18 protein-coding genes are annotated in these 19,489 nt (G+C 45.5%); 12 read left to right on the top strand and 6 right to left on the bottom strand.

Annotated elements, in window-relative coordinates; genetic code table 11:
* Positions 1-17: 17 nt before the first annotated feature.
* From G7035_RS03320 to G7035_RS03295, 6 genes are all read left to right on the top strand, one after another.
* Positions 18-1,541, top strand: a complete 1,524-nt coding sequence (locus G7035_RS03320; RefSeq protein ID WP_019686318.1) for a copper amine oxidase N-terminal domain-containing protein — start codon at positions 18-20, stop codon at positions 1,539-1,541.
* Positions 1,542-1,784: 243 nt separating this feature from the next.
* The gene (locus tag G7035_RS03315) at positions 1,785-3,095 is read left to right on the top strand and encodes a galactokinase (protein WP_019686319.1); all 1,311 of its coding nucleotides are present in this window, start codon (positions 1,785-1,787) and stop codon (positions 3,093-3,095) included.
* A gap of 112 nt (positions 3,096-3,207) precedes the next feature.
* On the top strand, positions 3,208-4,125 hold the full coding sequence (locus G7035_RS03310; RefSeq protein ID WP_019686320.1) for a RecB family exonuclease: 918 nt from the start codon (positions 3,208-3,210) through the stop codon (positions 4,123-4,125).
* A 139-nt stretch (positions 4,126-4,264) separates the two neighbouring features.
* Positions 4,265-4,969 (top strand): SGNH/GDSL hydrolase family protein, encoded by a 705-nt coding sequence (locus G7035_RS03305; protein WP_017426366.1) that lies wholly within the window; start codon positions 4,265-4,267, stop codon positions 4,967-4,969.
* 141 nt (positions 4,970-5,110) lie between these two features.
* Positions 5,111-6,454: a hemolysin family protein gene (locus tag G7035_RS03300; protein ID WP_016821382.1), complete on the top strand. Its 1,344-nt coding sequence runs from the start codon at positions 5,111-5,113 to the stop codon at positions 6,452-6,454.
* A 262-nt stretch (positions 6,455-6,716) separates the two neighbouring features.
* Entirely contained in the window at positions 6,717-7,991 is a 1,275-nt protein-coding gene (locus G7035_RS03295) for a methyl-accepting chemotaxis protein (protein WP_016821381.1), read from the top strand.
* 90 nt (positions 7,992-8,081) lie between these two features.
* On the opposite strand, the gene G7035_RS03290 is transcribed toward G7035_RS03295, so the two are convergent.
* Entirely contained in the window at positions 8,082-8,294 is a 213-nt protein-coding gene (locus G7035_RS03290) for a hypothetical protein (RefSeq protein ID WP_016821380.1), read from the bottom strand.
* Positions 8,295-8,434: 140 nt separating this feature from the next.
* Here G7035_RS03290 and G7035_RS03285 point away from each other — a divergent pair, with 140 nt between their 5' ends.
* The gene (locus G7035_RS03285) at positions 8,435-9,217 is read left to right on the top strand and encodes a YwaF family protein (RefSeq protein ID WP_019686321.1); all 783 of its coding nucleotides are present in this window, start codon (positions 8,435-8,437) and stop codon (positions 9,215-9,217) included.
* 112 nt (positions 9,218-9,329) lie between these two features.
* Here the strand turns inward: G7035_RS03285 and G7035_RS03280 are convergent, their stop codons facing one another.
* Positions 9,330-10,121 (bottom strand): SDR family oxidoreductase, encoded by a 792-nt coding sequence (locus tag G7035_RS03280; protein ID WP_019686322.1) that lies wholly within the window; start codon positions 10,119-10,121, stop codon positions 9,330-9,332.
* Between the two features lie 204 nt (positions 10,122-10,325).
* Between G7035_RS03280 and G7035_RS27785 the strand changes: the two genes are divergently transcribed.
* Positions 10,326-11,759, top strand: a complete 1,434-nt coding sequence (locus G7035_RS27785; RefSeq protein WP_019686323.1) for a hypothetical protein — start codon at positions 10,326-10,328, stop codon at positions 11,757-11,759.
* A gap of 115 nt (positions 11,760-11,874) precedes the next feature.
* Positions 11,875-12,546: an MgtC/SapB family protein gene (locus tag G7035_RS03270; RefSeq protein ID WP_019686324.1), complete on the top strand. Its 672-nt coding sequence runs from the start codon at positions 11,875-11,877 to the stop codon at positions 12,544-12,546.
* A gap of 215 nt (positions 12,547-12,761) precedes the next feature.
* Here G7035_RS03270 and G7035_RS03265 read toward each other — a convergent pair whose 3' ends face one another.
* Positions 12,762-13,439, bottom strand: coding sequence for a peptidylprolyl isomerase (locus tag G7035_RS03265; RefSeq protein WP_017426371.1), 678 nt, complete (start codon positions 13,437-13,439; stop codon positions 12,762-12,764).
* Between the two features lie 330 nt (positions 13,440-13,769).
* Positions 13,770-14,027 carry a YqkE family protein gene (locus G7035_RS03260; RefSeq protein WP_016821374.1) on the bottom strand — a complete coding sequence of 86 codons (258 nt, stop codon included), beginning with the start codon at positions 14,025-14,027 and terminating at the stop codon, positions 13,770-13,772.
* Positions 14,028-14,158: 131 nt separating this feature from the next.
* Between G7035_RS03260 and G7035_RS03255 the strand changes: the two genes are divergently transcribed.
* Both G7035_RS03255 and G7035_RS03250 read left to right on the top strand, forming a co-directional pair.
* A complete protein-coding gene (locus tag G7035_RS03255; protein WP_019686325.1) occupies positions 14,159-15,391 on the top strand; it encodes an MFS transporter in 1,233 nt (410 codons plus the stop codon).
* An 87-nt stretch (positions 15,392-15,478) separates the two neighbouring features.
* Positions 15,479-15,658 carry an aspartyl-phosphate phosphatase Spo0E family protein gene (locus tag G7035_RS03250; RefSeq protein ID WP_013369715.1) on the top strand — a complete coding sequence of 60 codons (180 nt, stop codon included), beginning with the start codon at positions 15,479-15,481 and terminating at the stop codon, positions 15,656-15,658.
* Positions 15,659-15,725: 67 nt separating this feature from the next.
* Here G7035_RS03250 and G7035_RS03245 read toward each other — a convergent pair whose 3' ends face one another.
* Entirely contained in the window at positions 15,726-16,628 is a 903-nt protein-coding gene (locus G7035_RS03245; protein WP_019686326.1) for a DMT family transporter, read from the bottom strand.
* A gap of 160 nt (positions 16,629-16,788) precedes the next feature.
* On the opposite strand from G7035_RS03245, the gene G7035_RS03240 reads away from it, so the two are divergent.
* Positions 16,789-17,649, top strand: coding sequence for a TrmB family transcriptional regulator (locus G7035_RS03240; RefSeq protein ID WP_019686327.1), 861 nt, complete (start codon positions 16,789-16,791; stop codon positions 17,647-17,649).
* Between the two features lie 85 nt (positions 17,650-17,734).
* Here the strand turns inward: G7035_RS03240 and G7035_RS03235 are convergent, their stop codons facing one another.
* Positions 17,735-19,357, bottom strand: coding sequence for a DUF1593 domain-containing protein (locus tag G7035_RS03235; RefSeq protein ID WP_019686328.1), 1,623 nt, complete (start codon positions 19,355-19,357; stop codon positions 17,735-17,737).
* Positions 19,358-19,489 lie beyond the last annotated feature (132 nt).

Raw genomic sequence — 19,489 nt, 5'->3', positions numbered from 1 at the left:
CTTGAAAGGGGATTAATATGAACATAAAAAAATGGATTGCCGTCCCTCTTATTCTGTTAATGGTAGCTTTGACAGGTTGCCAGGCAGTAGGCGGATTTGATGTAAGTAAAAATTTATTGGGAACACTTGATGTGAAATCCCAGCAGACAACGGAGAAAATTTCTCTTAAATTAACTCCAAAAGAAGGAATCACGCAAGGAGATCAACAAATCGTAGATTTGATTAATTCGATTTCGGTGACTGTAGATGAAGCTAAGGTACAATCGGAGGAAGTTGCTTCCGCTAAGGGTACTTTACACATTGATAAGTATAATTTGCCATTTGAGCTTGCTTTGGATCGCCAAGGTATGGCTATTCACCTGGAAGGTGCCAAAAAACCTTATTACATATCTCTGAACTCGCAAGAGCGTTTGAGCGGTCTGCCTGCTGGGTTTGATCCTTATGCATATTCCAAAGACGTGAGAGATCTGACCAAAACAGCCGCTGCACTTATGCTTAAGCATGCTCCTAACCCTTCGACCATTTCTGCAACATCTGTAACCGAAGAAGTATACGGTGAAAAAGACAAGGTGAAACTGACCCGTCTCCATACAGAACTGCGCGGTGATGAACTGGTTGCATTGGTAAAACCGTTCCTGACAAATCTGGCCAAGGATGAAGCTGGCTTAAAAGAATTGATCGGCCAAGCTATTGATGTGACTAAAACCATCGCTTCCGGCGTAGCTATTGAGGGTAGTGATAAAGTAACAACAGAACTAAATGAAAACAAAGAAAAGCTGGTCAACGAGGCTTACACTGAGGTTAAAAAGTATTTGGACCTGGCTGTGGCACAGTATGATGTAGGAGTCAGCACTATGTATGCACAGGCACCTGAAATCAAAACAGTCCTGAGTGCCAACACGGTGCTGAAAAACGACATGTATTTTGATGAAAAAGGAAATGTTCGCAAAGCGCTGACAGACTTGACAGTCGCGTTGCCAGATGTGGACGATCTTCCGGTGAAGTCCTTTACCATTCTGACCGAGACTCAAGCCTGGAACGTCAATGGTAGTGTAACGGCCGATAAAGTAGATCTTTCTAACGGCGTTATTGACTTGAATACACAAGCTGAATTAACTCCGGGAGCGACGCTGCGCAATTTTGAAGCAAATTCTCCGATCTACAATATTTTAAAAAATGATTTGGAAATTACAAAAGTAGAAACCACTTTCGATCCTAAAGACGATTACTACGTTTTGGAGAATCGTGGAGGTACGGCCTTCATCCCACTGCGTGAACTGACAGGTGAATTGAGCTCAGAACTAAAATGGGATGCAGCTGCAAAACAAACAACTGTAATTGATGATATTACTGGTAAAACGATTAAGCTGAAAAGCGGCTCCAAGCAGGCTGTACTGGAAGGAAGCACATTGACGTTGCCACAAGCTCCATACACGGATGAATATGGCACATTGTATGTTCCTTTCAAATCTGTTGCAGAGGTACTTGGCGCTACTGTAACTCGTAACAATGCTGGAGAATATGTACTGAAACGCGATTAAAAAGAAATCAAAGTACACCTTCTTCTTCTTAACGGTTATTACATGGAATGAATCAGGTATAAATACAGGAACCAGTCCGGATTAGGGGCTGGTTCTTTTTTAGTTATATTGGTAAAATGCTCATAAAAGCGATTAAAATAAGCGCTTACAGATTAAAATTGTGCCATACTTTTACACAGGAAAAATTGAGATAATTAAAGCATCATTCTGAGTGGAAAACACATACAAGTAGGGGGATATACGATGAAAGATATGGAGCTATTGAATTCCAGCGAGGGACAGATGGTGCTTGCTCGAATGTACGGTCAACAACAAGTTTTCGAGCAAACCTCTAGATATCAATCACTTATACAGGCGTATCAGGAGCATTTTGGTGTAGGGGATATTGAATTATTTAGTGCTCCAGGGCGATGCGAAATTGGAGGGAATCATACAGACCACAACCACGGGAAGGTGCTGGCAGGCAGTATTACACTTGATACGATCGCTGTAGCAGCTAGAGTGGAAGAACCTGTTATTACCTTCTTTTCTGAAGGCTACCAAACGAAATACGTCATTGATTTAAACGACTTGGCACCAAAACCGGAGGATGACGGTACGATGCTGCTGATCCGTGGCATTGCAGCTGGTTTACTTGAATTCGGGTATCGCATCGGAGGATTTCAGGCTTATATATCGAGTAATGTATTCTCTGCTTCAGGATTAAGCTCTTCCGCTTCGTTTGAAATGTTGATATGCACAATATTAAATCATTTTTATAACGAGGGAGCATTAGATACTGTTGCTAAATCCAAAATTGGTCAGTATGCGGAGAATGTCTATTGGAACAAGCCTTCGGGGCTGCTCGATCAGATGGCTTGCGCATATGGCGGCTTGATTTCCATTGATTTTGAAAATCCCAAGGAACCGATCATTAATCCAGTCCATTGGAATTTTGAACAAAACGGCTATTCCCTGGTTATTGTAAATACAGGTGGAAATCACGCTGATTTAACGGATGACTACGCAGCGGTGCCGAACGAAATGCGTGCTGTGGCTCAGTCTTTAGGCGCTTCTGTTTGCCGTGACTTAATGCCCGAGAATCTGTACGCCAATCTCAAAATGGTTAGGGAAAAAGCGGGGGATCGGGCAGTGCTCCGTGCTTTGCATTTTTTTGAAGAAAACAAGCGTGTAGATGAGCAAGTGAAATCGCTGCAGGAAGGACGCTTTTCTGATTTCTTAAGGCTGGTCACCGAATCTGGCAACTCTTCCTGGAAATGGCTACAGAACGTATATAGGAGTGGGATTGATCGGGAACAAGACGTATCGGTTGCACTGGCTTTAACAGAAATGTATTTAAAATCAATTGGTGATAGCGCATGCAGGGTACATGGTGGCGGCTTTGCTGGTGTGATCTTGACGATTCTTCCCAATGATCATGTGGATGATTACAAGGAGTGGATCAGCGGAATGCTGGGAACTCCGGTGCTCGTTGTCAACGTCCGTGAGGATGGTGCTGTTAATGTAAGCGAATTGATCAATGCTGAACGGACTCGTAGCAAGTGTACTAACTAGTCAGTCAAAGACTTTAACCTATAGGTTAAAGTCTTTGTTCTTTTTATGGCCGATACAGCTTAGGCATGCGTTATAATAGAGAGATGGAAGTTCTAATGAAGGAGGGCCTGTCATGGCAATATATCCGTCCTGGTCCTATTCACAATCAAGGGCCCAAACGTTCGACGAATGCTTACGCAAATACTATTATCATTATTACGGCTCGCATAATGGCTGGAATTCGGCACAGGGCACTGAAGAACAAGTTACGTTGTATCGGCTTAAGCAACTGAGCAACTTATATATTTTATTCGGGAATATTACGCACCAAATGTGTGAATCGGTCATACGTGGGTGGATGGAAAAAGGGGCTGTCCCGCGCACAGCATTTCTGGAGACCGCTATGAAGAGCATGTTGAATGACAGCTACAAGGAATCCTTACACCGTGAGCTATGGCTGCAAGATCCCAAAAATCGGGTCATGCTGGCCGAAATTTACTACGATGATGAAGTGCTTCCGGAACGGATTGCCCGGATTAAGGAGCGACAGCACGCGGTGGTACACAATTTGTACCGTACCGCAGTTTGGCGTGAGCTGCAACAGGGCCAGGCCCGAATCGTTGAGGTGGAAAAATGGGATACGATGCTCCTACATGAGACAAAAGTATATGTCAAAATGGATTTGCTCTATCGTAGAGACAACGGAGACATGGTTATTGTAGATTGGAAAACAGGTAAGGAAGGCGACTTCTCCGACCAGTTATTTTTGTATGCTTCCTATGTGCAGGAGCATTATCAGCTTTCTTTGGAGAAAATTGAGGTACGGGTAGAGTATTTGATGACAGGAGAGCATGAAGTATATCGCCCCACACCAGAGGATATCGACAAGGTAGTTGGCAATGTAGGACGTTACATCGAGGAAATGAAGTCCTGCCTCGATGATGATTACTATAATCGACCCAAGCCCGAGTCTTTCTTTACACCGATGCCTTCACGCAGGGTCTGCGGCGGCTGTAATTTTCGCGAGGTGTGTAAGTACCGCGCGGTCTGAAATCGAGAAATTAACATAAAAACGGAGTAGGTGGAATGGTGCTGCACAAGCAATAGTGGTGGGAAGCACCATCCACCTGCATAATGGCTATAACTCTCTCAAATTCTGAAACCGCTTTCCAATTCGGAGAATACGGGGTATGATAAGGGTATTATTGGAAATTGTGAAAGGGGACAGTGGAAAAATGCCGAGTACAGGACACACACGTATTCTTTTTCAAGGAGATTCCATTACAGACGGAGGAAGGGGACGGAATGAGGACGCGAACCATTGGCTGGGTCAGAGCTATGTGTATCTGATCGCTGGGACACTCGGGAGTCGACTGACTGCTACACAACCGGAATTTGTAAACCGGGGTGTTTCGGGGGATCGGGTTTCGGATTTGTATGCTCGTTGGAATGAAGACACGTTTAGCCTACAGCCGAACCTGCTCAGTATTCTAATCGGAGTGAACGATGCCTGGCGGATCGTGGAGCAGGAGCCGTCCGGGGTGACGGACCGATTTGAACGAGCCTATTGCCACCTGCTGGAGGAGACGCGTGAAGTGATGCCTGATACCGGGCTGGTGCTGTGTGAGCCGTTTATTTTGAAAACAGGAGCTACCGAGGCGCGCTGGGACATTTGGCAAGAAAAAATAACGGGCTACCAGCGTATTGTACGTCAACTTGCCGACAAATATGGGGCCGTATTTGTGCCGCTCCAGAGCATGTTGAACGAGGCCGCTACCAAGGCGGACGCTTCCTATTGGCTGCATGACGGGGTTCATCCGACAGCGGTCGGGCACCAGTTAATAGCTGATCAATGGATAGATATCGTGCAAAAGAGTCCGCTGGCGATTCGTTAACAAAGACATACATAGTCTATTCCTTGTCATTTTTGGGTAATACACGATTATGGACATCATTACTTATGTTATGGTTCCAACCAAAAATGAATGTCAAAGGGGGTGCTTCTTGCTTCGGCATCAACGGAGCAAGAGAGGGCTATGGAAACGATAAATATCATTCTAGTTATTTTACTTATCACTTTAACAGCTTTTTTTGTGGCCTCAGAGTATTCCATTATCCGTGTTCGGGTATCTCGTATCAACCAATTGGCCTCAGAGGGCAACAAAAATGCGAAAGCTGTTAAAAATATTCTGTCTCGGCTCGACGAGTATTTATCCGCTTGTCAGCTTGGAACCACATTAACTTCAATGGCGCTAGGCTGGTTAGGGGAATCTACAGTTGAGAAGCTGCTACATCCCCTGTTTGTGTTGGCGCATATTCCAGCTGGACTAACGGGAGTGCTCTCCTTTTTGCTGGCTTTTCTGATTTTGACCTATTTCGAGGTGGTCGTTGGGGAACTGGTACCCAAAACCTTCGCCATACAAATTGCCGAACCGATGGCATTGTTTTTTGCCCGTCCGATTACGGTATTCTATAAAATAACGTATCCTCTGAATTGGGTGCTCAGTCGTTCTTCACGTGTCATTACGGGGCTTTTTGGGCTAAAAAAAGTATCCGAAGAAGATGCAGCACTCAGTGAAGCCGAGCTTCGACTGGCGTTATCTGAAGGGTTTCGTAGTGGTGAAATTACACCGACAGAATATCGATACCTGAACAATGTATTTGATTTTGACGACCGTGCGGCGCAGGAAATTATGGTACCGCGCATCCACATCCGTTCTATATCTCACCAGGCAACGGTAGCCGAGTTTATGGAGCTGATCGAGGACAAAGTTTATAATTTTCTACCTGTAGCTGAACATGGGGACCGGGATCGTATTATCGGGATGATTCGTGTGAAGGAAGCTCTGCATGATTTGGCCCGTGGGCATAGCACAGGAAATACAACGATGGCTTCTTACATTCATCCGGTGCTTCAGGTGATTGAGACGGTTCAGGCTCGGGATCTGCTGATTCAGATGCAAAAACGACGTATTCCAGTAGCGGTGCTGGTGGATGAATATGGTGGAACGTCTGGGCTTGTCACCCTAGAGGACATTATGGAGGAAATTGTTGGAGACATTCCTTCCTATACGGATACCGAAACCCCCGCAGCGCTAACACCACTCATTACAAAAACAGATGATCATCGTTACATACTCAAATCACAGGCGCTTATCCATGAGGTCAATCGGCGCTTGGAGACAGATATTGAGGCCGGGGACGTATATACGATTGGCGGTTGGATGCTTTCCGAACGTTTTGATATCCAGCAAGGAGACAAGCTGACCAGCGGATTATGGGAGTTTACTGTACTGGAAAAAAACAGTCACCAAATAGACACAATTGAAGCGGTTAAAAAGGCGATTGTTGAACAGAAGGATGACAGTTATTCTCAATGATGGAAAATGGCATGGCGAAGCAATAGATCGCTTCAGATGTGGCGAATGGCCTGCAACGTAGGCGGCAGAGCGATTCGTCCACTTTTTTTGACGCAGTTTGCTGCCTGAATAGAAGGTTGTTTTTGTAGTTAGGTCAGGAGACTTAAGGCTCTGCATCTTTATGCTTATAAATATAGGTGTCTGTGAAAAATACTACTAGAAATGTAGCAATTTTATGGTAAAATGGAATCAAATTTGAGTTTTTTGGGGTGGGCTACAGTACATGAAGATGTCACTAGGTACGAAAATGGTTACTGCATTTGTCTTGATTTCAGCAATAACCTATGGAACAAGCGCTTTTTTTATTTTTGTACTCAAGGACTGGCTTGCTCATGGTACACAGGAATGGGTATACACCTCGATTATTTTGTTATTGGGTGTCCTGTGGAGTGGCATTTTGGGCTGGTTGATCTCAAAATTACTTACACGGCCGATTGTTAGATTGGCCAAGGCGGCAGAGGAAGCTTCGGCGGGCAACCTGTCTGTCGTCATTCCAGAGCGTCGTTCAGATGATGAAATCAAAGTGTTGTACGATGCATTTCGGCATCTGATGTTGAACATTAAAGATATGTTCAATGAGATCTCGTATAGCACCAGAACAACTTCGCAAAGTGCAGAAAATCTGAGCTTGGCTATTGTACAAGCTACGGCGCAAATCGAGTCCATGTCTACGGTAGTAGAAGATATTTTGGATGGCGTGGAGCAGCAAAAGCAAGCATCTGCCCAATCAATTAAAACAGCGGATCGAATGCTGGGCGATTTTAAAATGATGCGTAGCAAATCGGGGCATATGCTTGAACTGTCAGGCCATATGGAGCATTCGGTGGATTCAACGCAGACTGTATTTTCATCCCTGATGGATGGCATGGGTGAGCTGACAGCTTCACATAGTCGTTCACAGCAGGTGATTGCACGACTGGAAAAAGAAGCTTCACAAATTGAAGCGATTACAAGCACGGTGAAGGATATTGCCGAACAGACCCATCTGTTGGCGCTGAATGCTTCTATAGAAGCGGCACGTGCGGGAGAAGAAGGGAACGGCTTTGCTGTAGTGGCGCACCAAATTCGCGCACTGGCCGCCCAAAGTACGGAGTCTGTACAGCAAATTAATGCTATCGTTAGCCGTGTACAGTCACAAATCGTAGAGACTGTGGAGTTGATGCATCAGCAAACGTCTCTAGTCAGTGCTGAGGCGGAACGGACAAGCTCTGTCGACCAGACGCTGAACCGTTTGAACGCTATTGTACGTGAATTTGTCGAAAGCATTCGCACCATGGAAGAAGCCGTAACAGAGCAGACGAATCGGGTGGATCAAACCTTTGAGCAGATTCATCGTATCCAGCAAATGTCAGGGGCGTTCTCTGAAGGTGCTCACAAAATTTATACGGCTGCTCATGAGGAGACGGCTATTATGCAGGAAATTTCATCCTCTTCCGAGGACTTGAAAGTGCTTACGAATAAACTCATGATGAAAACACGTGGAATCAACTATAACTAAAAACGTCATGTGAGGCATGATGCATACCCATAAAAACGTAGCTGCTACACACCGGAAAACGAAGCAAAATGGTTCTCCGGTGTGTGGTGGCTATTTTTTAATTTCAAAAAATTCACATTGTTTTCTGGGATGGTAAGCCAGGTCACTGACGCTAGACTGCACAACGATGGTCTGATCGTCAAAACGGATTATCGTCCCGCCTGAGCCAATCAATTGGTCATCTTGAAATACCCGGACACGAAGATGACGTTCCAGTGCCTCGCTGAAATCCTGATCTGTAATTAATCGGCGATTAATCGGCATGAGTGTTCTCCTTTGAATATAATATCTTTTATCATAAAGGTTAAGGTATTGAACAAGCAAGAAAGACGGCTAGAACATATTCGACTATTTGGTATAAAATAGAAGATGCAAAGAGAGAAAGAAATCGAAGGGGGCTTTCTATGGACTGGCTATGGTCAGGGTCTTGGTTCGATGCGTATGCGCCGGAAGGGTTCGAAGCCTTTACTCCGTCACATGGGTTGGCTATACTGGGGCTCATTGTATGTGCTTTGCTGCTGTGGCTAACGCGGGGATGGGTTCGGTCAAATAAGCCTGTAAGTGAGGGAATTCGCTGGTTATTAATTACGGTCCTCATTCTTTCAGAGGTGACTTTGAATATATGGTATGTGGCACAGCATATTTGGGATGTCCAGACATCATTGCCCTTGGAATTGTGCAGTGTGACACTGCTGTTGTCCATCCTGATGCTTATGTTCCGCAGCCGTTGGTTATATCCGGTCGTCCTGTTTGCCGGAATTGGAGGAGCGCTCCAAGCAGTACTTACGCCTAATTTGGCTTATGCCTTTCCGCACTATCGTTTTATCCATTTTTTCGTAGCTCATAGTGCTATTATTTTGGCTGCCCTATATATGACCTGGATCGCAGCACTCCGACCGACATGGAAGAGTGTAGGGGGAGTTATGCTATTCCTCAATGGCTTGGCGTTGATGGTGTGGATTGTAGACCGTGCGTTTGGTGCCAACTACATGTTTCTGACCGGAAAGCCGTCGACACCATCGATATTGGATGTTTTGGGACCATACCCTGTTTATATTTTGGCAGAAGAGGTCATTGCACTGCTATTCTTTTCTCTTCTGATGCTGTTGTTTGAGGTGCTGCCAGGAGGCAGATTGTATGTCCGCCTTCGCAAAGGAGCTGTGCATGGTGCTGACAGGGCGCTATAAAATAGTTGTAAAGCCATGCAAAAGCAGCCCTTTCCACTAGTAATGACTTGGGGTAAGGCTGCTAAGAATGTCTGAGCAGTAGCTTATACGGGGACAACGATCCCCTTTATGCTTAACGCAGCAGCGATTCTGCTCCGTCTACATAGATCTCTGTGCCCGATACATGAGATGATTCATCTGAGGCGAGAAACAGGACCAGATTGGCGACCTGCTCTGGCTCACCGGGAGCATCCTCCAGCGGATGCTCTCTGCCCTTCGGAAATTCGACTGGAATTTGTACCTTCTTCAAGTCTTCGGTAGGGTACGTGTTATCATCAATTTTCGTGTCGATAGCTCCTGGGCATATCGCGTTGACCCGTATTTTGTAACGTGCCAGCTCCAGCGCTGCCATTTTCATAAAAGCAACCTGAGCCGCCTTGGTAGAGGCGTAAGCTGAGAACCCAATACCCGAAAAGGTTCGGTTACCGTTGATGGAACTGGTGATGATAATGCTGCCGCCGTGTTCTTTCAGGTATGGAACAGCATATTTAACGGTGGCGAAGGTGCCGCGTAGGTTAATGTTCATCGTGCGGTCCCATTCCTCCAGCTCCATGGTCTCAATAGGGGCCATGGTGCCATTAATGCCTGCATTGGCGAACACGATATCCAGCTTTCCGTATGTTTCCACGACTTTAGCGAACCCCTGCTGAATCATGTCTGGCTTGGCAATATCACATTCCAGCACAAGTGCTTCACCGCCTGCCTGCTCAATGATTGCTTTGGTCTCCTCTGCATGCTCAGGTGTCCGATCCAGCATGACCACCTTGGCGCCTTGTTCTGCAAAACGAATGGCGGTTGCTTTACCGATTCCTGAACCGCCGCCGCTGACCACTGCTATCTTTCCTTGCAATCTCTGCTCTGCCATTGACTATTCCTCCCATTCCGTTCATAAGCTAAACCTGACTCGTTATTCCAATACCTCTGAACGTTGATGGTGAAACAGTTGCCGCTGTATTTCACCCCATTTGCGAAATATGGTAACATAGGCGAACCAGTAGAAACTTATAGCCCAAATATATAGATTCTGAGCAAGTATCGGAGAAGACGCGAGTGACGGAGGTGGATCGAATTGGACAATAAAAGAAATGACCGACCCGAATCGTCAGACGCTATAGCACAAATTGGAAAAATGAAACCATGGGTCATGAACGGTCCCAGTATTCAAATTGATCCGTTGTTTCCCTATTACGCCAATCGGTCGCGGGATAGCATAGCGGATGAGATCGCCCTTGCGGGCTACCAAACCGTGCATTATTTTGTTGTGCGTGAAAATGAAGTGGATGGAGCGCTTGTTGCTGCTTTCCAGCGTAGAGGCATCGCGGTGTGGGCGATGGTGCTGGGCAACGGTTCTTTTGGTGTGTCCCAGCTGCCGCCAGCGTGGAAGGAATGGCGCATGGAGCTGCTGCGCGAGCCCAATGATGGTTTTCAGCGGCTTTCGCATTTTGCCCAGGAATATGTGGAATGGAAAAAGAAAGCCGCTGCCCGGCTCGTCACCGATATTCCGTTTGACGGCTTTGAGGTGGCGGAGCCTTATTTCCCCGAATGGAACGGGCTGCGCAGTGGAGTGTACGGGGATATTGGGCCGCATGCGCAGCGTGCCTTCCGCGCGCGCTACGGTGAGGACATTCCGAATTTTCGTGATAAGCATGCGCGGAACTACTACCGGAAGGTCCCGAAGCTGTACGCGCAGTGGGTCGATCTGCGCGTGGACGCCGTGAATGGGCTCATCCGTGAGCTGGTGAACGGCGCAGGCGGTGTGCGTGATGTCCGGCCGGACATCTGCGTGGCGACATGGTCGCTCGCTGTGAGCGGGCGTGGCGATATTCCCAGTCAGCTGCGGGAATGGCAGGGTCTGGACGCGGTAGCCATGATCGGGAGCGTAGCCCCGGACATGCACGTACTCCAGACCCATTGGCCAGACTGGATGCGCCGCCGCCTGCCGCCACAGTATATTCGCGGCTATGCTCGCATCGCGCAGTCCATACGCGCCGCTTATCCGGGTTTGCCCCTCGGAGTGCAGGCGGATATCGGTTCGCTCGCGCGGATGGTTCGGGACCGCGAGTGGACGCGGCAATTCGGGGCTACCGCCCTGGAGGGCGATTACAACGCCTGGACTGCGTATGAATACCATCTGGGAGGCTACATGTACGATGAGCCTCCAGTACCTCTTAGGGCGGAACGTTCCGCCGAAGATGAGGTGGTTATTTCTTTCAGTAAGCGAATTGCTACGCCGTCTTTAGATGAGCTGCGTATTTGGAGCCGGGAGGACAGCGCAGATTCAACTCGCGCTTTGAATCGCAAGCTAGCGAATGATTCACTAACACTGCTAGAGCTTGTGGAGGCAGCAGCAGACGGAAACCGTCTATTGCTCCGTGTACGTAATTTACCATCGAGAACATTTAGTATCCGTATAGACGGTGTGCAGGATACACCAGAGCTGTGGCTACTCAAGGGAAGAAAGGCACACCGCAATCTTCCCGAACATGAAGTAAAGGTTCCTTAAAATTTGGGTAATAACAAAATAACAGCTGTATAACGGCTCATTTGCCGGAGCATCATGAATTATATATTAAGGCAACATCTTTTCATAACATAAACAATAGTGGAGTGAAAAAGGTATGTGGGATTGGGATTACCTGATTCGGGTCATGTTTGCCGGATTGTGTGGCGCATTAATCGGCTATGAACGCAAAAGTCGGATGAAGGAGGCAGGCATTCGCACGCATTTCATTGTCGGGATCGGGGCGTCGCTTATGATGGTGGTATCCAAATATGGTTTTCAAGACCAGACTGTATGGTCTAACCTATCGCTGGACCCTTCCAGAATAGCAGCACAGGTTATAAGTGGAGTTGGCTTTATCGGCGCAGGAATGATTTTTACACAAAAAAATAGAATCAAAGGGCTAACTACCGCTGCGGGCATCTGGACCACCGCCGGGATTGGTATTGCTGTCGGTGCAGGAATGTATGGGCTTGGCGCGGGTGTAACGCTGTTTATTTTGGCGGCGCAGTCCTTGCTCCATAGTCGTTTTTATCAGATGGCTACCCCGTCCACACGGCAAGTGGTAGTTCAGGTTGATAATGAGCCGGGTGTAATGATTCAAATTAAAGAACTGCTGGAGAACAAAAAACTGACCATTCACAGCTTTCACGCCGAGCGCATCAATAACGGTGAGCAGTTGATGGTTCATATGCTTCTAAAACTGTCTCGGTCAGAGGGAGTGGAGGAATTGTTGTCACTGCTGCAAGAGATGGAAGGCATCCGTTCAGTCGAGACCAAATCCAATTAAACGAGTTTACTGCTTATTTAAGTAACTTTTGTCGAACGCTGTAGACTCATTTAACAGTAAAAAAATCTAAAAATAATGATTGAAAACGCTTCCTTTTGTGTATATACTCTTACTACATCACAGAATCAGCAGCTTAGAAAGTATCAGGGGATAAGCAAAAACGACCTCATGCGTATGCACAAGGTCGTTGCGGTTATCCCGTTATGAAAGACGGATTATTTTACTTTGACGGGTTCTGGATATTTTTTACCCAGCGTATCTACAGTAACTTTTTTCATTGTAGCTGGTTTGGTAGGTTTGTCATTGCTATCCCGTTTGGAGTTGACGATAGCGTCGACCACGTCCATTCCGGACGTTACTTTACCGAAAGCGGCATACTGACCGTCGAGGTAGTCCGCATCGTCAACCATGATAAAAAATTGCGATCCGGCTGAATCCAGATCCGCTGAGCGGGCCATGGATAATACGCCACGTGTATGTTTGAGTGTATTGTTAACGCCGTTGCTCTTGAATTCCCCTTTGATACTGTAGCCGGGGCCGCCTGTACCGTTACCTTGCGGATCACCACCCTGAATCATAAAGCCGGGGATGACGCGGTGGAAAATGGTACCGTTATAAGCTCCCTTTTGCACCAAGGAGATGAAATTGTTAACCGTGTTCGGTGCTACTTCCGGATACAGCTCAAGCTTGATTTTCTTGCCATCGTTCATGACAATCGTGACAACTGGATGTGAAACAGCCTTGCTTTTGTCTTTAGTTGCAGCGGGAGTTGTGGTGCTTGTCCGGCTTGCTGCTTCCACATCGGTGGCTTTTGTGCCACATCCGGCAACCAGCACGAGCATGATGGCCAGCAGGCACAATGTGTACCATGGGCGTATCGATTTTCGGTTCATTAATATTCCTCCTGAAAGGTTGGATGGTGTAACATCCTAATTTATAGTTTGGGGACAGCGCAGAACACTTTTCCATTTACTATCATACCTTTTTTGTTGGGGATAAGGAAATACGGGTTTGAAAGCCGTATTCTTGACCCATACTGCTGCTATTCCCAAGGAAAGGGGCAGGATCATGATGGAGGTAGACAAAAAACTGGCTAAAGGTCTCATATGGGGTATGGCGTTCAGTCTGCCAGTTTGGGTAGGGGTACTGTACTCAGTACAACATATTCGTGACTGGCTATAACATAAAGTGTAAAGATAGGCCAAAACCGCAATGGTTTTGGCTTATTTATATTTGTGCCAGTCCAAATTGCTGTTATTCAACAGATGTTCAAAGTTGTTGTCCAGCTTCTTTTGTTCAGCTTTTTTTGCTTCAAGGGCACGTTGCCGTTCGTCTTCTTTACGCTTGTCTTGTTCTGCTTGCGCTTCATTGGCTTGAGCCTTAAGCTTGTTCAGCACGTCCTGACTCAACAGATCCTTTAAGGTAGCAGGTTTGTCCTGAGCCGCAGGAGCAGCGAAAGACGAATTTCTCTTTTTAGCCATGTCATCATCTCCATTCCATTCGATTATATCAGCTTCTTCGTGGTTGTTCCACGATGAAAGGCTAAGGTTTACGGTAGACTTTTCTAATTTAGAGGGTAATAATGGAATGAACAGAAGGGACGTGTGGCAGCATGCATCTATATTGGAAGCGAAACCTGATTGTTTTGTGGATCGGAGTATTGTTTTGCAGCATGGCCTATTCCGTGTCGATTCCGTTTTTACCTATTTTTCTGAATACGGAATTGGGCGTTAACGATCAACTGGAATTATGGTCAGGAATTGCCTTTGGAGTCACTTTTTTAGCGAGCGCGCTGATTGCCCCGTTTTGGGGTTCGCTGGCAGATAAGTATGGACGTAAGCCGATGCTGATTCGATCAGGTTTTAGCTTGGCTGTATTGTATCTGGTATGTGCTTTAGTGACAGACCCCTATGTATTTGTAGGGGTTCGCTTGTTTCAAGGACTTCTCTCCGGATTTATTCCTGCGGCGATTGCGCTGGTCGGAACGGGCTCGCCTGAAGAAAAAACGGGCTATGCCCTTGGCATTATGGCGACTGCTGGAGCGACTGGCAGCATTATAGGTCCGCTGATCGGTGGTGTGGTGAGCCATTATTATGGCAATCGAAATGCCTTTTTTTTCTCAGCGGCTCTTGTTCTGGTATCTGCGTTCATCGCGACATTTGGCGCTAGAGAGGATAGCTTCAAGGGCACCAGTACCCGCTCGCATGTTCGGGATGATATCAAAGAGGCTATTGCTAATCGGCCATTATACTTTTTGCTTATTCTAGCTGGATTAAGTACCTTTTCTGTTATGATCTTGGAACCGTTAATTACGGTGTATGTGCTTGAAATGGGTGTGGACCGTAGCCATGCGTCTTTAAGTTCCGGGATTGTATTCTCAGCTGTAGGCATCGCGGCAGTGCTGATGGCTCCCCGATGGGGCCGGATTGGAGGGAAAATCGGCTTTGCCCAAGTGTTGCTGATTGGGCTGATCGGTTCGGGGATTGGGAACATCTTGCAGTTTTTTGTAACCAACTTTGTTGGTTTTGGTGCGCTTCGGTTTGGATATGGATTGTTTTATGCGTCTGTCATGCCGGCGATTAATGCCATGACTGTGGAAGTCACCAAGCCAGAGTTTCGCGGACGAGCCTTTAGCCTGAATCAATCAGCTACCCAGCTCGCGACGATGGCGGGGCCGCTGATTGGCGGCATGCTTGGTAGCTGGATGCCCATTCGCTGGATCTTCGTATTAAACGGTGGCATCTTGCTGGTTGCAGCGTTGTTGCTATGGGCGAAGGGAAAAAACGTTTTCCCGATTTCAGCCCAAAATAACGCAACGGATCAGAATATTCATTCTGCCGGATAGGCCAATTAGATAATTATCCCAAACCCTTATTTTTAGTATATTATTCATAACCCTTTACACTGATCATATGACAGGGAGGGATATATTATGATAAGAGACGACATTTTGCGTCAACAGCTTGAGAATGCCCGTCAAAAGCTGTATATTTTACAAGCAAAACATGGCTTTAATCATGCCAGTGTGCTCAAACAGTCTGTAATTATGGATAACCTCATCAATCAATATAACCACCTTTTTTATATAAAAGAAAAAAAGCCGACTGCATAGATATAACCAACTGGGCGAGATCTTTTAAAAAGGCCACTCGCCCTTGTATTGTAGGGCTGCAATATCTTTAGGTACGGTTAGTTTGATGCGCACTCATCAAGACCCCTATAATAACGACCAAGCCGCCAATGATTTGGCGCCATGTAATCGTTTCGTGCAATAGTAAGACAGAGAACAACACCCCAAATATCGGAACCAAATTCATTAAAGAAACGGAACTGCTCGGTGACAGCTTGATTAATCCGTAATTATAAAGTAAAAATGCGATAACGGAGCAGAACACACCCAGATACATGAGCAACATAAACGATCCCGTTGTCGGAGCCTGCCAGCTATCCTTTTCTAATAGGGCTAACGGTATGAAAAAGATACTACCTGCAACGGTTTGATAAAAAGATAACGTCACCGGCGGATATTTGTCCACAACCTTACGCGTCATGAAAGTGTAAAACGCCCACGCAAATCCGGTGCCAATCAATATTAAATTTCCGATGAGTTGATTCTTACCATCCGAGATTTCGCCAACGGAGGTTAAGAAATATACCCCGATCATGGCCAGTGCTATGCCGCAGACTTTATATTTGGATAATTTGACTTTATACAAAATAAATTCAAGCAGCGATGTAATTGCGGGATACGATGCGACAATTAATGCTGCGTTGGAAGCGGTCGTCAGGCTAACCCCTATATTCTCCATTGAAAAATAAAGAGTGATTCCCAAAACCCCACTAAACGAAATCGTAGCCAAATCCTTTGGCTTTACTTTGACATGTTCTTTTTTGATCAGCAGAACGATACCTAGTACGATGGAAGCTATGATAAATCTGGATAGACCCAAGGTAAGAGGAGGGAACGTCGTATAGGCTGCTTTGGTGGCAATAAACGATGTGCTCCAGATCAATAGGGCTAGAATCGTAGAAGTATAGTAAATCCGGTTGCTTTCGCTGTGATGAGCTATGACTTTGTTCAAGTTATATCCTCCCTGAGTTCATCCCCTATGAAATATGATAGTGATAGTAGCTACTATAGTTACTACTATGAAAATGCTACTAAAAAGATAATTTGTATATCAGTTTTTGTCAAGGGGAAGTGATATAGTAAGGAAGAACATGAATTGAGGAGAAGACGTCATGAAATCAAAACCAAATATATTAGAAATTCTACGTGATTTGAATTTTAGTGAATATGAGGCCAAAGCTTATGTGACCTTATTGGAAAGCTCTCCACTTTCGGGATATGCCGTTTCATTGAACTCTGGAGTACCGAGATCCAAGATTTACGAGGTTTTGTCGGGAATGGTCAACCGTGGGGACATCATGGTAAGTCAAGAAAATACACCTCTATATGTGCCGCTTCCTCCACATGAATTGATTGCCCAGAGAAAGCGCAAAGCAGAGCAGATTTTCAACGTGGCGCAAGAGAGTTTGGAGCAGTACACAGCATCGTTTCAAAACAGAGAGAACATTTGGAATATTTCGGGGTATGAAGCCATTATCAATCGCATCAATGAAGGCGTGAAGGGAGCAAAACACCGAATTTTACTGGAAATTTGGAAAGAGGATGCCGAGATGTTCCGGGATGCCTTAGAGCAAGCTGCTCAGCAAGGAATTGAGGTGATCCTTGTAGCATATGGTGATCTTAACTTTGATTTTGCTACTGTTTACCGCCATGATATGAGTGAGGAGATTACGTCCGAAATCGGTGGTCGATGGATTGTGCTTAGCGTGGATGACCGGGAGGTTGTAGCTGGCATACTTTCACTTGGTGATGACAGCCGTGCTGCATGGACGCTACACCCGGGTCTTGTAATGCCGATTACGGAAGTAATTATTCATGATATTTATATCATGGAAATCCTATATGAGTTCCGTGAAGAATTGGAGGCCAAATTCGGCCCTAATCTAATCCATCTTCGCAATAAATTCGCCATGGGTCCGAATGGAAAGGGATATTATGTTCCTTTGACTGAAAAAAGTATTAAACGTGTATAGAGATTGTCCGAGGTCCGATACGCAAAAATAAACAGGCCCATGGAGTATGATTCCATGAGCCTAATTTATTGAGTGCTGTCTTCTGTTATTTTACGGTTACAATCACACGCTGATAATGTTTCAAAGAATGTTTACCATTGTCCTGTACTTCTGCAATGATATGAATCGTATCCCCAGACTTCGCATCTGCCGGAACTGTAAAACTTGCAGTATTTGTGTCGCTACCTTGCAGGTCAATCGTGTTTACTTTCTCGCCTTCAGCTAATTCTCGGTGAAGCCCAAGCTGCATATCACCCAGCATTTCAGGTTTAACTTGCGCGGGTTTGACCTTAGAATCTTCATAGGTGTCAGCTTCGAAATATCTCCACCATTTATAGGTCAATGCATCACCGTCAGGATCTGTTCCTTCTGCATGTAGAGTTATGTTCTCCCCTGGACTAGCCGTTAGATCTAATCCTTCTTTAATGGTCAATGTTGGATTATGGTTAGCATCTTTATAGTCGGAAGCAATAGCCCAATCTGCACGGGCAGCAAAGTCATTTTGAATATCATCAAACCAACGCATCAGAGAGTACTCTGCTTCGAATTTTTTCGTATGCACATCATAATCTAACACCGTATTTCTAAATAATTTATCGTTAACGACACCAAAACGACCTCCCCAGCCACCATAGGTTGGGTTTTCCATGCTCCGTAATCCGTTATCAATTAAATAGAAGAAAGATGGAGAATCTCCTTCGGAAATAAAGTCATACTTGTCGTATTGTGGATTTTTCTTCAAGTAGGCTTCACTGCCTCTTTGTTCTTCATCCAATTCACCTTTGATGATATTGCCGTCGCCCATCAAGGCATACATATTTAGCAGCTTGCCATGACCGTCTTTAATGTTTTTGAAGTTCCATTCCCCGTGTAACTTGCTGTTTACTTCTTCCGTGTGCATTTTCCAAGCATAAGCGAAATGCCAGAAGTTAGATTGGTCATTGATAATTCTGATGTCAGGCCAATTTTTGGCGATGTAATTATTGTAGCTATCGTCCTGATCCAAAATGATGTACAGAACGAGTTTATCACTTACTTTTTTCCGAATCGTTTCCCATTGATCTGTATTTTTATATTCGTCTTCAATGGATTTTAGAGCTCTGGCTGTGGTATTGGTTCCTCCCCAGGTTTGTACATACAGATCTCTTTTGTCATTGTCTAGGAAAAGTGTTTTCAGGAAATTCGAACCTTCCGTTTCCTTGTCCATTTCACCTTTGTTTGAAATATTTCCGATCTTGGTAACGCTTTTAATATATTCAGGTTTTGGATACCCTTCAGCATGTTTGATTAGGTTGGGGTAAATCTCTCCATAGGCATCAATCATATGCGTTACCCATTGGGTTCCGGTCCATCTGAATGGCTTGATGCCGGCCTTTTCATCACCTGCATAATGATATACGGAGCTAGTCAGTACAATCCCGGACAAATCCATTTCGTTAGAGTAGAGAAGAAAGCGTATGACTGAGTTCATATCATCTACTTCTCCGTCAGTAGTAATAACCGTTCTAGCCTTGGTCGCTTTATTTTCCACTTTATTTCCCGCTGGTTGTTCTGTTGGAGCAGCGCTTTCATCCTTTACGACGGCTGGCGACTTACCACTGCAACCACTGATGATTAAAATACATATCATAGCTAACACAAAAATGCTTAACCCTTTTCTTTTTCTCATTTCTGTTCCCCTCTCTGAACGTTCCTATGATGATTTTTTAGGATTATAACCATGCAGGTATTGTTATTATTCAAGAATTGGGCATAAAAAAAACCTAAACATATATATGTCTCAACAAAAGTCGAGCATATA

It is taken from the genome of Paenibacillus polymyxa, from assembly GCF_015710975.1.
Classification (GTDB): domain Bacteria; phylum Bacillota; class Bacilli; order Paenibacillales; family Paenibacillaceae; genus Paenibacillus; species Paenibacillus polymyxa.
The sequence above is the reverse complement of the archived record's forward strand: the minus strand, read 5'-3'. Positions and strand labels throughout refer to the sequence as shown.

Bases quoted from the DNA above. Each gene is read 5' to 3' on its own strand.
- G7035_RS03240 (WP_019686327.1), top strand. From the start codon at position 16,789: ATGAAATCAAAACCAAATATATTAGAAATTCTACGTGATTTGAATTTT.
- G7035_RS03290 (WP_016821380.1), bottom strand. From the start codon at position 8,294: ATGCCGATTAATCGCCGATTAATTACAGATCAGGATTTCAGCGAGGCA.
- G7035_RS03270 (WP_019686324.1), top strand. From the start codon at position 11,875: ATGTGGGATTGGGATTACCTGATTCGGGTCATGTTTGCCGGATTGTGT.
- G7035_RS03305 (WP_017426366.1), top strand. From the start codon at position 4,265: ATGATAAGGGTATTATTGGAAATTGTGAAAGGGGACAGTGGAAAAATG.
- G7035_RS03320 (WP_019686318.1), top strand. From the start codon at position 18: ATGAACATAAAAAAATGGATTGCCGTCCCTCTTATTCTGTTAATGGTA.
- G7035_RS03235 (WP_019686328.1), bottom strand. From the start codon at position 19,357: ATGAGAAAAAGAAAAGGGTTAAGCATTTTTGTGTTAGCTATGATATGT.
- G7035_RS03280 (WP_019686322.1), bottom strand. From the start codon at position 10,121: ATGGCAGAGCAGAGATTGCAAGGAAAGATAGCAGTGGTCAGCGGCGGC.
- G7035_RS03300 (WP_016821382.1), top strand. From the start codon at position 5,111: ATGGAAACGATAAATATCATTCTAGTTATTTTACTTATCACTTTAACA.
- G7035_RS03250 (WP_013369715.1), top strand. From the start codon at position 15,479: ATGATAAGAGACGACATTTTGCGTCAACAGCTTGAGAATGCCCGTCAA.
- G7035_RS03260 (WP_016821374.1), bottom strand. From the start codon at position 14,027: ATGGCTAAAAAGAGAAATTCGTCTTTCGCTGCTCCTGCGGCTCAGGAC.
- G7035_RS03285 (WP_019686321.1), top strand. From the start codon at position 8,435: ATGGACTGGCTATGGTCAGGGTCTTGGTTCGATGCGTATGCGCCGGAA.
- G7035_RS03255 (WP_019686325.1), top strand. From the start codon at position 14,159: ATGCATCTATATTGGAAGCGAAACCTGATTGTTTTGTGGATCGGAGTA.
- G7035_RS03310 (WP_019686320.1), top strand. From the start codon at position 3,208: ATGGCAATATATCCGTCCTGGTCCTATTCACAATCAAGGGCCCAAACG.
- G7035_RS03315 (WP_019686319.1), top strand. From the start codon at position 1,785: ATGAAAGATATGGAGCTATTGAATTCCAGCGAGGGACAGATGGTGCTT.
- G7035_RS03265 (WP_017426371.1), bottom strand. From the start codon at position 13,439: ATGAACCGAAAATCGATACGCCCATGGTACACATTGTGCCTGCTGGCC.
- G7035_RS03295 (WP_016821381.1), top strand. From the start codon at position 6,717: ATGAAGATGTCACTAGGTACGAAAATGGTTACTGCATTTGTCTTGATT.